Genomic DNA, 14,404 nt, shown 5'->3' with positions numbered 1-14,404 from the left:
CACTGAATAATGTAGGGGTAATCCGCGGAAATCTAACCGGGGGCTTAATCAGCTCCCGGTGGTGTCAGTACTGCGGGGAAATAGCGGGAAAGGGTTAAACTTTGATAAGTTCAGGCCACAGTCGCAGAGTCGTGTGTGCGATCTGCATCAGTTTTTCAAACGTTGCGCCTTCACGGGCGCTGATCGACATACCCTGTAAAATACAGTTCAGGTATTCGGCCAGTTTTTGCACGTCGCAATGGGCCGGAATTTCGCCTCGTTGCTGACGCTGGTGAAGGAACTGGGTAAGCGTCTGTTCCTGCATGGCATGGCGGGATTTCACCGTGTGCGCAATATCCCGGGAAGAGGCCGCCAGTGTCGCAGATGTGTTAATCATGAAACATCCCGCCGGGGTGTCTTTACTGGTAAAGCAGGTCGCTATTGCGGTGAAATAGTCTTCCAGCGCGCACTCAAGACTTTTTTCTTCACAAAATAACTGGGCTTCATGTTTCGCCGCGAAGCGAGTGATGTAGCGGTCCAGTACGGCACGAAACAACCCCTCTTTATTGGTGAACTCCGCATACAGCGTGGGCGCTTTTGCGCCAGTTGCTTCTACGAGATCGGCGAGCGATGTCGCTTCATACCCGTGCTGCCAGAAGAGTGTCATGGCCTTATCAAGCGCGGCTTCCCTGTCGAACACTTTTGGTCGGCCACGGCTTTTTTTAGCACAACCTGTCATTTCAGTTGTCATGGCGCCGATGTACCTTTGTTGGGTTTATTGAATAACCATTATAAAAATATTCGACTGCACACTCCAGCGGATTAGCGATAAAAATAATTTAACGCTATTGATATGAAAAATAAGGTCTTTGTATTTTATATAACGATCATTACAAAAAAATGTTGACGTGTGACCTGGATCACATCTATGATTTACCTATCGATCGTTAAGTTAATCTTTGCGACACACATTCATCTGCTAAAGGTCACTATCATGAAAAACGTAAAAACTCTGTTTGTTGCTGCTGTTCTTAGCTCACTCTCATTTGCAAGCTTTGCTGCCGTTGAAGTTCAGGCCACACCTGCGGGCCAACAGAAAGTCGGTACTATTTCTGCGAATGCGGGGACTAACTTAGGTTCTCTGGAAGATCAACTGGCGCAGAAAGCGGATGAGATGGGGGCGAAGTCTTTCCGTATTACTTCCGTTACCGGTCCTAACACCCTCCACGGGACTGCAGTTATCTACAAATAAGATTTAACCCATCGCAATGCCACTGCGAGTTAAATAAAAAACCCCCGCGGAATAAAATCCAGCGGGGGTTTTTTATGCGCTGAGTTTACAGCGGTTGTTGAGCAACGTCGTGATGACGGGTGACATCGACCGGCATGCCTGAGCGAATCTCCATCGCATGTTCCATGACGGCAGAGTCCGTTTGCGCCGCATTCTTAAACGTCTGCATGGATGCGTTCAGCACGATCGGCAGCAATTGCGGGTCGTCATTGATTTTTTCGGACAACGGCTGGTGTACTTCAACCAGGCGCACGCCGTTAGGTTCAACAGATGCTTTGATTGGCGTATTGATAATATTGACCTTGGTTCCTGGCTTCACCTGACGGAACAGGGTTTCGATATCACCGTCGCGTAGACGAATACAGCCGGAACTGACGCGCATTCCAATGCCAAAATCAGCATTAGTTCCGTGCAGCAGATACACGCCGCCGTATGCCGCTAAGCGAATGGCATGATGGCCCATCGGGTTATCCGGCCCGGCAGGCACTACGGCAGGAAGGTCGATCCCGTTCGCTTTGTATCGCGCGCGGATATTTGCCGTAGGCGTCCAGGTTGGGTTGGCACGTTTATCAGAGATGGTGGTTACCATTGTGGGCGTCAGCGTGTCACCGCCTAACTGGCCAATACCAATAGGATACACGGTCACCGAATTTGTCCCCGGCTGGTAATAATAAAGACGCAGTTCGGCGAGGTTGATAACAATGCCTTCGCGTGGCGCATCCGGCAGCAGGGTTTGTAACGGAATAGTCAGCACGCTGCCCGGACGTGGTACGTAAGGGTCAACGCCGGGGTTGGCCTGTAGCAGCGCCAGAAAGCCGACATTGTATTTTTTCGCAATCGCTTCCAGAGAACCGCCATTGTCTTCGACAACATGAACGGCATTCTGACCCACCACGCGGCTTCCCGGTGGCGGCAGCGGCCAGGTATTTGCCTGGACCGGAAGTGCTAACGCGAAGGTCGCGGCAAGCGTAAAAAATGCTAACCAACGAGAGAGTCGTTTATTGTTTAACATCACCATAAATCCATTGTTTTTACGTGGTTTTTATTATGTAAAAGTAAACAAGAATTATGGCGGTTTGCAGTGTCGGGAAGTGCAGGGAAGTGCAAAGAGTTTGTAAATTCATCAGGCCGGGTGAGCGGAGGGCTCACCCGGCTTGAATCTAGGCTACGGCGTTCTCTTCAAGCTGACGCATAAACTGGCGAACCCAGTCGATCCGTGCTTTACGCTCGCCCAACTCCTGCATGAATTTCAGGCGTGTTGGACCATCCAGACGGAAGTGCTGCGGTTGTTTTTGCAGTAAACCAATTAGCCAGACCGGGTTAACGTGGTTTTTCTCGGCAAACTCAATAGTACCGCCTTTTTCATTGCCTTCGAGCTTTCTGATCCCCAGTTTCTGCGCCTGCTGGCGTAAACGGGCAATATCCAGCAACGTCCGGGCCGGGTCGGGCAGCAGGCCAAAACGGTCTATCAGCTCGACCTTAATTTCTTCCAGCTCGGTTTCGCCTTTCGCACTGGCAATGCGCTTGTAGAACGACAGTCGCGTGTTGACATCCGGGATATAGTTATCCGGCAGAAGCGATGGCATGCGCAGTTCGACTTCGGTTTGCTGGCTGGTGAGATCTTCCAGCGACGGTTCACGCCCTTCTTTGAGCGCATCGACAGCGTTTTCCAGCAGCTCCATATACAGTGAGAAGCCGATGCTTTCCATGGAGCCACTTTGATCTTCGCCCAGCAGTTCCCCTGCGCCACGAATTTCGAGGTCGTGGGTCGCCAGCGCAAAACCTGCACCTAAATCTTCCAGCGAGGCGATGGCTTCCAGGCGTTTTTGTGCGTCGGTGGTCATCGCTTTTGGATGCGGCGTTAGCAGCCAGGCGTATGCCTGATGGTGTGAGCGTCCCACACGACCCCGTAGCTGATGCAATTGCGCTAAACCGAAGTGGTCAGCTCGTTCAATGATGATGGTGTTGGCAGTGGGAATGTCGATCCCGGTTTCGATAATGGTGGTACACACCAGCACGTTAAAACGCTGATGGTGGAAATCGTTCATCACGCGTTCCAGTTCGCGCTCGCGCATTTGCCCGTGGCCGATACCAATGCGCGCTTCCGGCACCAGTTCCGCTAATCGGTCAGCGGTTTTCTGGATATTTTCGACGTCGTTAAAGAGATAATAAACTTGTCCCCCGCGCATAACTTCACGCAGGATAGCCTCGCGTACCACCAGGTTGTCATATTCGCGCACGAAGGTTTTGACCGCCAGACGACGAGCGGGCGGTGTGGCGATGATCGACAGATCGCGCATGCCGCTCATCGCCATGTTGAGCGTGCGTGGAATTGGCGTTGCCGTCAGAGTCAGAATATCTACATCCGCGCGCATTGCCTTGATACGTTCTTTGTGGCGAACGCCGAAACGGTGCTCTTCATCGACAATCAGCAGCCCCAGATCTTTTAGCTTCACATCCGCTTGCAGCAGTTTGTGAGTGCCGATGAGAATATCGATTTTACCTTCGGCAACCTGCTCCAGAATCTGCGCTTGCTCTTTGGCGCTACGGAAACGGGACAGCATCTCAATGCGTACCGGCCAGTTGGCAAAGCGGTCGCGGAAGTTGTCGAAGTGCTGCTGAGCGAGCAGGGTGGTCGGTACCAACACGGCAACCTGCTTGTGATTCTCTACGGCGAGAAAGGCGGCACGCATCGCGACTTCGGTTTTACCAAAGCCGACATCGCCACACACCAGGCGGTCCATGGCCAGCGGTTGACACATATCGCTGAGTACCGCGTTGATCGCCTGCGCCTGGTCGGGCGTAGTTTCAAACGGGAAGCTGTCGCAAAACAGCTGGTACTGTTCACGGTCATGTTTAAAGGCAAAGCCTTCTTTCGCTGCGCGCTGGGCATAAATATCCAGCAGCTCTGCCGCGACATCGCGGACTTTCTCAGCGGCTTTCTGTCGGGCGCGTGACCAGGCATCGCCGCCCAGTTTATGCAGCGGCGCATTCTCTTCCGCGCCGCCAGCGTAGCGGCTTATCAGATGCAGCGACGACACCGGCACGTACAGTTTGGCGTCGTTGGCATAGGTGAGCATCAGGTATTCACCGGTAATGCCGCCTGCTTCCAGCGTGGTCATACCGGCATAGCGACCCACGCCGTGCTCCAGATGCACCACTGGCTGACCGGGATGCAGCTCCGCGAGGTTACGAATTAACGTATCCGGGTTGATGGTGCGACGAGAATCCTGGCGGCGGCGCGCCACGCGTTCACCGAGCAGATCGCTTTCACAAATCAGCGCCAGATTGCGTTTGCTATCGATGAAGCCGTGCTCGGCTGAGCCAATCATCAGATAACGACCGTTGTCTACGGCTTCGTCGAGTCGCAATATCCGCTTCGGCGCGACTTTGATGCGGGCGAGCAGTTCGCCTAGCGCTTCCCGGCGTCCTTCACTTTCCACCGAGAAAATTACCGGACCGGTAAAGCCTTCAAGGAATTTACGTAATGCATCTAACGGTGCTTTTTGCTGTGCCTGAACGGCGATATCCGGCAGTTTCTGGAACCCGAGGTTGGTATTCGCCGCTTTCTTCGGCAGACTCTCGGTTTTCAACTGAACACGCGGCCAGCGTTTAAGTTCAGAAAACAGCTCATCAACCCGCAGCCACAGCGATTCCGGTGGCAGAAGCGGGCGCATCGGATCAACACCGCGATTCTCAAAGCGTGACAGGGTATCGGCCTGGAAGCGTGCTGCGCTGGTCTCGATATCGCCGGTATTTACTAATAACGTATTGGCGGGGAAGTAGCTGAACAGCGGCGGCAGCGGCTCGCTGAAAAACAGCGGTTGCCAGTATTCAATCCCCGTAGGTAACGTGCCTTTGCTGACCTGTTGATAAATATGCTCGGCGTCGCGTTTTACCTCAAACGTATCACGCCACTGACTACGGAACAGCTCAATGGCCGTTTTGTCAGTCGGGAATTCGTGTGCGGGCAGCAAATTAATGGCATCGACTTCTTCCAGCGTGCGCTGAGTGTCAGTATCAAACAGACGCAGGCTGTCGATTTCGTCATCAAAGAAATCCAGACGATAAGGTAATTCGCTGCCCATCGGGAACAGATCTAACAACGCGCCACGCGTGGCGTATTCGCCGTGTTCCATGACCTGATCAACATGGCGGTAGCCAGCACTGTCCAGTTGTTCGCGCAGGGCGTCGCGCGAAAGCCGCTGGCCTTTTTTCATGACCAGCGCATGACCGTGCAGATAGCTGTGCGGACAGACACGCTGCATCAGCGTATTTACCGGAACGATCAGCACACCGCGCTGCATGGCGGGCAGTTGATACAGCGTGGAGAGCCGTGAGGAGATAATCTCCTGATGGGGAGAAAAGCTGTCATAGGGAAGCGTTTCCCAGTCGGGCAGGTTCATCACCATCTGGTCAGTAAACTGACGAATTTCATCATGCAGACGCAAAGCATTTTGCATGTCCGGCGCGATCAGCACCACTGGACCCGCGTGACGTTCGGCGATTTCGGCGACCAGCGTTGCGCAGGCGGCACCCGTAAGCTCACCCAACTGGCGCTGATCGGAAGCGCCCGTTGGGAGCGTGTAACGATGTTGTTCAGGCATTCGGTTGTCAGGATCTCATTTAGATATACATCTGATAAGCAATGTTCTTTATTATCCGTGATCGTTTCTCATAAGCAAATTGATTCGCCCCCGAATGGGGGCAAAAAGCGCGAAGGGGTTAGCGCGAGGCGAGCGATAAAGAGGGCGGGGAAAAGAGCAGATCGGCCACGGTTTTTTGTGAAATCTTACGCACCAGCAGGCCAAACAGGGTGCACAGCAGCAGACAGGCGAACGGATACACCAGTAGCAGGGCCAGCTCCGCGTATGCAGGCCAGGCGGCATGATTGATTTTGGGGATAAGCGTTAAGCTGAACAGCTCAACCAGAATACGGTGTGTGGTGTAGATGGCGATGGTATTGGCGCCAATCACGCTTAACGGACTGGACGCGCGCATGCCAAAGTGGAGCTCGAACTGATAAAACAGCTTCATGATCAACACAATGGAAAGGAGAGAAAGCAATAGCGAGACATTTGCCAGCCACGCGACGACGGCGACGATTGTGCAACCCAGAACAATGACCGCATGACGGCGCAGGGGCACCTCCTTGATCCACGCCATCAGCGTTGCGCCAAACCATGCGCCGAGGCTATACCAGGGCAAATTGCGAATCACGCTGTTCATTCCCCACCACGGGGTCGGGAAAAAATTGATCGCCACGCTCAGCGCCACAAATAATGCTAACAACGGTATCGCCCAACGGCTGAAAATTTTACACAGAACAAAATAGACAATCAGCGCGTACAGATACCACAGGCTGGTGCTGGCGGTCAGCATCCCGTGGGTAAAATCCGCAATCGAATCCGCATAAGCGGCGTTGGCGGCATGGGTCAGATCGCGCTGCGGGGCAAGCCAGTTATTGAGCGCCACCAACGCCAGCCATTGCACCACACCCCAAAGCACCAGCACCCAGGCGATACTCCAGATCCGTTTATCCACGCAGGTTGTCCACGGGACGTTATCGATGTAGCGACGGATCAGATACCCCGAAATAAAGAAAAACACCGGCATGCGAAACGGTGCCAGGTACAAATTGAGGTAAATCCAGCATTTGCTCAGCACCTCTGACAGTGGATGCTGAAAAGTGGTGAGGTGCGGGTAAAATGTGATCACCGAGTGGTAAATCACCACCAGGCAAATGCATAACCCCTTGATTTGATTAATCCATAGTTCTTTTTTATTCATTGAGACGGCGCATCCATATTGATTGCAATAGCCTGCCATCCTGCGCAACCCGCTGTGCGCTGTAATGCGTAACTGTCTGCATTTTGTTTTTTTAGGATAAAGGTCAGGGATCGGGGTTGTAGGGAAGAGGGACAACTTTAGCGGTTTGATTTATTTATACTTTTAAGAATAGTGCTGACGAACACTTACGGTTCAGTCATTTACCCATTCCGCTTTCGCTTATATACTCGTGACTTTGCTAACAGCAACCAGACGGATTTCATGTACCAACCTGTCGCTCTATTCATCGGCCTGCGTTATATGCGTGGGCGTGCAGCAGATCGCTTCGGTCGCTTCGTTTCCTGGCTCTCCACCATTGGCATTACTCTCGGGGTAATGGCGCTGGTTACGGTGTTGTCGGTGATGAACGGTTTCGAGCGCGAGCTGCAAAACAATATTCTTGGCCTGATGCCTCAGGCCGTCCTCTCGTCTGAACAGGGTTCCCTAAACCCGCAACAGCTACCGGAAAAAGCGGTGGTGTTGAACGGCGTCAACCGCGTTGCACCGATAACCACGGGGGATGTGGTACTGCAAAGTGCGCGTAGCGTGGCAGTCGGCGTGATGCTGGGTATTGACCCGGCGCAAAAAGATCCATTAACGCCATATCTGGTCAATGTGAAGCAAACAGATCTGCAGCCGGGTAAGTATAATGTCATCCTCGGAGAGCAGCTTGCCGGGCAACTGGGTGTTAATCGTGGCGATCAAATTCGCGTGATGGTGCCCTCAGCCAGCCAGTTTACCCCGATGGGGCGTCTGCCGAGTCAGCGTCTGTTTACGGTAATTGGCACCTTTGCCGCCAACAGCGAAGTCGACGGCTACCAGATGCTGACCAACATCCAGGATGCGTCACGTTTGATGCGTTACCCGGTGGGCAATATTACCGGCTGGCGTCTGTGGCTCAACGAACCGTTAAAGGTTGATACGCTGAGCCAGCAAACGCTGCCGCAAGGTACCAAATGGCAGGACTGGCGCGAGCGCAAAGGGGAATTGTTCCAGGCCGTGCGTATGGAGAAAAACATGATGGGGCTGCTGCTTAGCCTGATCGTGGCGGTGGCGGCATTTAATATTATTACCTCGCTGGGTCTGATGGTAATGGAGAAGCAAGGGGAAGTGGCGATTCTACAAACGCAGGGGCTGACGCCGCGGCAGATAATGATGGTGTTTATGGTTCAGGGGGCCAGTGCCGGGATTATCGGCGCGCTGCTGGGCGCGGTGCTGGGCGCATTACTCGCCAGTCAACTGAACAACCTGATGCCAATTATCGGTGTGCTTCTGGATGGGGCTGCGCTGCCGGTCGCCATTGAGCCGCTGCAGGTTATCGTCATTGCGCTGGTGGCGATGGCCATCGCGCTGCTGTCTACGCTTTATCCTTCCTGGCGCGCTGCCGCCACTCAACCCGCTGAGGCTTTACGTTATGAATAAGATCCTGTTGCAATGCGACAACCTGTGCAAACGCTATCAGGAAGGCACAGTGCAGACCGATGTACTGCACGATGTCAGTTTTTGCGTCGGTGAAGGTGAGATGATGGCGATTGTCGGCAGCTCCGGTTCCGGTAAGAGTACGTTGCTGCATCTGTTAGGCGGTCTGGATACGCCAACTTCCGGCGATGTCATTTTTAGCGGTCAGCCGATGAGCAAACTCTCGTCGGCGGCGAAAGCGGAACTGCGTAATCAGAAGCTGGGCTTCATTTATCAGTTCCACCATCTGCTGCCGGACTTTACCGCGCTGGAAAACGTGGCGATGCCGTTGCTGATCGGCAAGAAAAAACCGGCTGAAATCACCGAGCGCGCACGGGATATGCTGAAAGCAGTAGGGCTGGACCATCGTGCCAGCCATCGTCCGTCTGAACTGTCGGGCGGTGAACGCCAGCGCGTGGCCATCGCTCGTGCGCTGGTGAATAACCCGCGCCTGGTACTGGCGGATGAGCCAACGGGTAACCTTGATGCGCGTAACGCGGACAGCATTTTCGAGCTTCTGGGTGAGCTGAACCGCTCTCAGGGCACGGCATTTTTGGTGGTGACACACGATCTGCAACTGGCGAAGCGCATGAGCCGCCAGCTTGAAATGCGCGATGGTCGCCTGACGGCTGAACTGAGCCTGATGGGAGCTGAGTAATGGCTTCGCCTTTATCGTTATTGATTGGTCTGCGTTTTAGCCGTGGTCGGCGGCGCGGCGGCATGGTCTCGCTGATTTCCGTGATTTCCACCGTTGGCATTGCGTTGGGCGTCGCGGTGTTGATCGTCGGCTTAAGCGCCATGAACGGATTTGAGCGTGAGCTTAACCACCGTATTCTGGCCGTGGTGCCGCACGGTGAGATTGAAGCCGTGAATCAGCCGTGGAACAACTGGCAGGAAGCGCTCGACAAGGTACAGAAGGTACCAGGCATTGCTGCTGCGGCGCCTTATATTAACTTTACCGGGTTGGTGGAGAGTGGGGCGAACCTACGCGCAGTGCAGGTGAAGGGCGTTGATCCGCAGCAGGAGCAGCGTTTAAGCGCGCTACCCTCGTTTGTGCAAAACCACGCATGGGATAATTTCAAAGCTGGTGAGCAACAAATCATTATTGGTAAGGGAATTGCCGATGCGCTGAAGGTGAAGCAGGGCGACTGGGTATCGATTATGATCCCTAACGCCAGTGCGGATCATAAGTTACAGCAGCCTAAACGCGTGCGTTTGCACGTCACGGGGATCCTGCAACTGAGCGGTCAGCTCGATCACAGCTTTGCCATGATCCCAATGGAAGATGCGCAGCAATACCTGGATATGGGATCCAGCGTTTCCGGGATCGCGCTGAAAGTGAACGACGTGTTTAACGCTAATAAGCTGGTGCGAGACGCGGGTGAAGTCACCAATAACTATGTGTACATTAAGAGCTGGATCGGTACTTACGGTTATATGTATCGCGATATCCAGATGATCCGCGCCATTATGTATCTGGCGATGGTGCTGGTGATTGGCGTGGCCTGTTTTAATATCGTTTCCACGTTAGTGATGGCGGTAAAAGACAAGAGCGGCGATATTGCGGTATTAAGAACCCTGGGGGCTAAAGATGGCCTTATCCGTGCCATTTTTGTCTGGTACGGCCTGCTGGCGGGGCTGTTCGGTAGCCTGATAGGCGTCGTCATTGGGGTGGTTGTCTCGCTGCAACTGACGCCGATCATTAACGGGATTGAAGCTCTTATCGGCCATCAGTTCCTGTCCGGCGATATCTATTTCATTGACTTCCTGCCATCGGAATTACACTGGCTGGATGTGATTTACGTGCTGGTGACAGCACTCGTGCTGAGTCTTTTGGCAAGTTGGTATCCGGCGCGTCGCGCCAGCAATATTGATCCTGCGAGAGTACTTAGCGGCCAATAACAATATATACACGAAAGCATTCATGCGGCGGTAAGGCGGCAAACCGAAATCTCCACGAGCATAGATAACGATGTGACTGGAGGGTGAGGGCGCAGCCAACCCCAAGGCATCTTGAAGGATGACGTGTATCAAGGAGCGGTGATGTATTACGGATTTGACATCGGCGGAACCAAAATTGCGCTGGGCGTGTTTGATAAGCAACGTCGTTTGCAATGGGAAACACGCGTCCCTACGCCTCGCGACAGCTATGACGCTTTCCTTGATGCGGTCTGCAATCTGGTGGCGGAAGCGGACCAGCGGTTCGGCGTTAAAGGTTCGGTCGGCATCGGCATTCCTGGCATGCCGGAGACGGAAGACGGCACGCTGTATGCGGCCAACGTTCCTGCTGCCAGTGGTAAGCCACTCCGCGCCGATCTCAGCGCTCGCCTTGACCGCGATGTGCGTCTGGATAACGATGCTAACTGTTTTGCCCTCTCCGAAGCCTGGGATGACGAGTTCACCCAATATCCGCTCGTGATGGGGTTGATCCTCGGCACCGGTGTTGGCGGCGGTCTGGTGCTTAACGGGAAATCCATCACCGGACGCAGCTATATCACCGGCGAGTTTGGTCATATCCGTTTGCCAGTCGATGCGCTGACGTTGATGGGCTTTGATTTCCCATTGCGCCGCTGCGGGTGCGGTCAACTGGGATGCATCGAAAGCTATCTTTCCGGCGGTGGATTTGCATGGTTGTATCAGCATTACTACCATCAATCGCTGGATGCCCGGGAAATTATCGCGCTGTGGGAGCAGGGTGATGAACAAGCACGTGCCCATGTTGAACGCTATCTGGATTTGCTGGCGGTGTGCCTTGGGAATATCCTGACTATCGTCGATCCTGATTTGGTGGTGATTGGCGGAGGCTTGTCGAATTTTACCGCTATTACGACGCAACTGGCGGACCGACTGCCACGTCATCTGCTGCCGGTTGCCCGGGTGCCGCGTATTGAGCAGGCGCGACACGGTGATGCGGGCGGGATGCGCGGAGCCGCTTTCCTACATCTTACCGATTAATACAAAGAGGTTGTTATGCTGTCGCGCCGGGGTCATCGGTTAAGCCGCTTTCGTAAAAATAAACGCCATATGCGCGATCGCCTGCGTCAACGAATCTTTTTCAGAGACAGAGTGGTGCCTGAATTGATGGAAAAACCAAGAGTGTTGGTACTGACGGGAGCGGGAATCTCCGCTGAGTCAGGAATTCGAACCTTTCGCGCGGCGGATGGTCTCTGGGAAGAACATCGGGTAGAGGACGTTGCGACTCCGGAAGGATTTAGTCGTAATCCGCAGCTGGTCCAGTCGTTTTATAACGCCCGTCGTCATCAGTTGCAACAATCAGAAATCCAGCCTAACGCGGCGCATATCGCGCTGGCAAAACTCGAAGCCGAGCTGGGTGACCGTTTTTTACTGGTGACGCAGAACATTGATAACCTGCATGAACGTGCGGGCAGCCAGAACGTAATCCATATGCACGGCGAACTGCTCAAGGTTCGCTGTTCGCAAAGCGGGCAGATTCTGGAGTGGACTGGCGATGTGACTGCGGAAGATAAATGCCATTGTTGCCAGTTTCCGGCGCCGCTGCGCCCGCACGTGGTGTGGTTTGGTGAAATGCCACTGGGCATGGATGAAATTTATATGGCACTGGCAATGGGCGATGTGTTCATTGCGATTGGTACATCGGGCCATGTATACCCGGCAGCGGGGTTTGTGCATGAAGCTCGACTACATGGGGCGCATACGGTAGAGCTAAATCTCGAACCGAGCCAGGTAGGAAGCGAGTTTGAAGAGAAGTATTACGGTCCGGCAAGCCAGGTGGTGCCTGAGTTTGTTGAGAAATTATTGAAAGGACTGTGATTTTTTTGCCCGATACGCGCAGCGCTATCGGGCATTCCTTACAACGCTGAATTAGCGTCCTGCTTTCAGCTTCTGATAATACTCTTCATAGATAGCGCTGGCGGAACCGACATCATTCTGCCATTCCCCTTTGTTGATGGTTTCTGCATCAGGGTAGAGGGTTTTATCGTTCGCGACTTCAGGGCTTAACAGCTTACGTGCTGCCAGGTTTGGCGTCGGATAACCGATGGTTTCCGCGACTTCTTTCGCCACGTCCGGGCGTAGCAGGAAGTTAATCAGCTTCAGCGCACCTTCTTTATTTTTTGCGTTCGCTGGAATAGACAGGCTGTCCATCCAGAAAATCCCACCTTCTTTCGGCCATACCACTTCCAGCGGAGTACCTGCCTGACGCGCAACATACGCGGAGCCGTTCCACACCATCCCCAGATTGACTTCGCCTTCCATATACGGGTTGGCCGGGTTGTCAGAGTTAAATGCCGCGACGTTAGGCATCAGCATCTTCAACTCGTTATAGGCGGCTTCAATCTCTTTAGGATCGGTGGTATTGCCGGAGTATCCCAGCTTGCGCAGCGCCATCTGGAACACTTCACGCGCATCATCCGTTAACAGCAGGCTACCTTTGTACTCTGGTTTCCACAGATCGGCCCAGCTGGTTACTGTTTTCGGGTCGATGGCATCGCTATTGATGCCAATGGCCGTCGCACCCCAGATATACGGGATAGAGTAGTCATTGTTGGGGTCGAATGGCTTGTTGAGCATTTCCGGATCGAGGTTGTGGAAGTTGGTCAACGTCGACTTGTCGATCTTCTGGATCATGCCTTCTTTGCGCATTTTATCGACGTAATAGGTGGACGGAACCACCAGATCGTATGCGCCGTCTTTATAGGTTTTGAGCTTGGCGTACATGGTTTCGTTCGACTCGTAGGTCGAATAGATAACCTTAATGCCGGTCTCTTTGGTGAACTGCTCCAGCAGTCCAGGCGGGACATACTCGGTCCAGTTATAGAAATAGAGCGTGTTGTTGTCATTAGCGTGAGCGGCGCTCATGCCCAGTGCCAGAGCACCCGCCGCGAGCAGGTGGCGTGACCATTTTTTCATCATTTAACGTCCCCTGAATTAAGGGCCTTAGCGGCCCTTGGTTTTATCACGTGCAATAAGCTGGCTGGCAATCACCATAACCAGCGACAGAACCAACAAAATGGTCGCCAGCGCGTTCACCTCTGGTGATACGCCGACTTTTACCATTGAGTAGATTTTTAACGGCAAAATTTCATAACCAGGCCCGGTAACGAAGGACGACACGACGACATCATCCATCGACAACGTAAAGCTCAGCAACCAGCCGGCAGCCACTGCAGGCATTGCCAGAGGCAGTATAATCTTGCGCAGAATAGTCACTTCACTGGCGCCGAGATCTTTGGCGGCTTCAAGCATTCGTACATCAAAACCTTTCAGACGTGAGTAAACCGTCACCACCACAAAAGGTAGACAAAAAGTGATATGCGAGAACAGCAGTGACCAGAAACCCAGTTGAGTGCCGATCAGCATAAACAGCACCAGCAAAGAAATCGCCATTACGATATCCGGCGACATCATCACCACGAACAGCATGCCGCTGACAAACGGTTTACCGCGAAAACGGTAGCGGTACAGTGCAACCGCTGTGAGTGAGCCGATCAGCGTGGCAAACGTGGCGGATAGCACCGCCATCGTCAGCGAGTGTTGCGCTGCCTGTAGCAGGCTGTCGTTGTTCATCAGCAGGCCGTACCATTTAGTGGTAAAACCCTGCCAGTTGATGCCAAAGCGCGAGCTGTTAAAGGAGTTCACAATCAAAATAATGATTGGAATATACAGATACGCGTAGATGGCGGTCATAAAACCGCCTCTGAGCAGCCGACCGATCATTCGCGTTTCACCTTCTTGTTCAGAAGGCGCGATGTTTTCAGAGTATTGAAAATAATCAACTTTTTCTCTTCTCCAAAATCTCTCCAAAACTTCCCGCCAAAACAGATAGCCAAAAAGAAGCAGCTATCACTAAGGCCGCGAATTTTACAA

At 53.3% G+C, this 14,404-nt stretch carries 12 protein-coding genes; 6 read left to right on the top strand and 6 right to left on the bottom strand.

The genetic code is table 11. The features are described from left to right. Positions 1-94: 94 nt before the first annotated feature. Positions 95-730, bottom strand: a complete 636-nt coding sequence (gene comR, locus HVZ39_RS15190) for a TetR family copper-responsive transcriptional repressor ComR (RefSeq protein WP_016156207.1) — start codon at positions 728-730, stop codon at positions 95-97. Positions 731-973: 243 nt separating this feature from the next. Between comR and bhsA the strand changes: the two genes are divergently transcribed. Further along, positions 974-1,231: a multiple stress resistance protein BhsA gene (bhsA, locus tag HVZ39_RS15185; RefSeq protein WP_029139491.1), complete on the top strand. Its 258-nt coding sequence runs from the start codon at positions 974-976 to the stop codon at positions 1,229-1,231. 85 nt (positions 1,232-1,316) lie between these two features. On the opposite strand, the gene HVZ39_RS15180 is transcribed toward bhsA, so the two are convergent. The 3 genes from HVZ39_RS15180 to HVZ39_RS15170 all read right to left on the bottom strand — a co-directional run bounded on the left by HVZ39_RS15180 (position 1,317) and on the right by HVZ39_RS15170 (position 7,060). After that, positions 1,317-2,282, bottom strand: coding sequence for a L,D-transpeptidase family protein (locus HVZ39_RS15180; protein ID WP_094761493.1), 966 nt, complete (start codon positions 2,280-2,282; stop codon positions 1,317-1,319). Between the two features lie 148 nt (positions 2,283-2,430). Beyond that, positions 2,431-5,877, bottom strand: coding sequence for a transcription-repair coupling factor (gene mfd / locus HVZ39_RS15175; protein ID WP_016152681.1), 3,447 nt, complete (start codon positions 5,875-5,877; stop codon positions 2,431-2,433). Positions 5,878-5,995: 118 nt separating this feature from the next. Further along, on the bottom strand, positions 5,996-7,060 hold the full coding sequence (locus tag HVZ39_RS15170) for an acyltransferase family protein (RefSeq protein WP_181632635.1): 1,065 nt from the start codon (positions 7,058-7,060) through the stop codon (positions 5,996-5,998). A 261-nt stretch (positions 7,061-7,321) separates the two neighbouring features. On the opposite strand from HVZ39_RS15170, the gene lolC reads away from it, so the two are divergent. The 5 genes from lolC to cobB all read left to right on the top strand — a co-directional run bounded on the left by lolC (position 7,322) and on the right by cobB (position 12,349). Further along, positions 7,322-8,521, top strand: coding sequence for a lipoprotein-releasing ABC transporter permease subunit LolC (gene lolC / locus HVZ39_RS15165; protein WP_003030806.1), 1,200 nt, complete (start codon positions 7,322-7,324; stop codon positions 8,519-8,521). Further along, complete coding sequence (lolD, locus tag HVZ39_RS15160; RefSeq protein WP_003832278.1) at positions 8,514-9,215, top strand: lipoprotein-releasing ABC transporter ATP-binding protein LolD; 702 nt, start codon at positions 8,514-8,516, stop codon at positions 9,213-9,215. Before lolC ends, lolD begins: the two co-directional genes overlap by 8 nt. Then, complete coding sequence (gene lolE / locus HVZ39_RS15155) at positions 9,215-10,459, top strand: lipoprotein-releasing ABC transporter permease subunit LolE (RefSeq protein WP_181632634.1); 1,245 nt, start codon at positions 9,215-9,217, stop codon at positions 10,457-10,459. The genes lolD and lolE overlap by 1 nt, the downstream gene beginning before the upstream one ends. Before the next feature lie 141 nt (positions 10,460-10,600). Continuing rightward, the gene (nagK, locus tag HVZ39_RS15150; RefSeq protein WP_181632633.1) at positions 10,601-11,512 is read left to right on the top strand and encodes an N-acetylglucosamine kinase; all 912 of its coding nucleotides are present in this window, start codon (positions 10,601-10,603) and stop codon (positions 11,510-11,512) included. Between the two features lie 15 nt (positions 11,513-11,527). Then, positions 11,528-12,349, top strand: coding sequence for a Sir2 family NAD+-dependent deacetylase (gene cobB / locus HVZ39_RS15145; RefSeq protein ID WP_181632632.1), 822 nt, complete (start codon positions 11,528-11,530; stop codon positions 12,347-12,349). 51 nt (positions 12,350-12,400) lie between these two features. On the opposite strand, the gene potD is transcribed toward cobB, so the two are convergent. After that, a complete protein-coding gene (gene potD, locus HVZ39_RS15140) occupies positions 12,401-13,447 on the bottom strand; it encodes a spermidine/putrescine ABC transporter substrate-binding protein PotD (protein WP_181633702.1) in 1,047 nt (348 codons plus the stop codon). 27 nt (positions 13,448-13,474) lie between these two features. Next, on the bottom strand, positions 13,475-14,254 hold the full coding sequence (gene potC, locus HVZ39_RS15135) for a spermidine/putrescine ABC transporter permease PotC (protein WP_181632631.1): 780 nt from the start codon (positions 14,252-14,254) through the stop codon (positions 13,475-13,477). Positions 14,255-14,404 lie beyond the last annotated feature (150 nt).

The organism is Citrobacter sp. RHB35-C21, assembly GCF_013816515.1.
In the GTDB taxonomy this organism is placed as follows: Bacteria; Pseudomonadota; Gammaproteobacteria; order Enterobacterales; family Enterobacteriaceae; genus Citrobacter; species Citrobacter braakii.
Note: the sequence above shows the minus strand (reverse complement) of the source record. Positions and strands in the feature narration are given on the sequence as shown.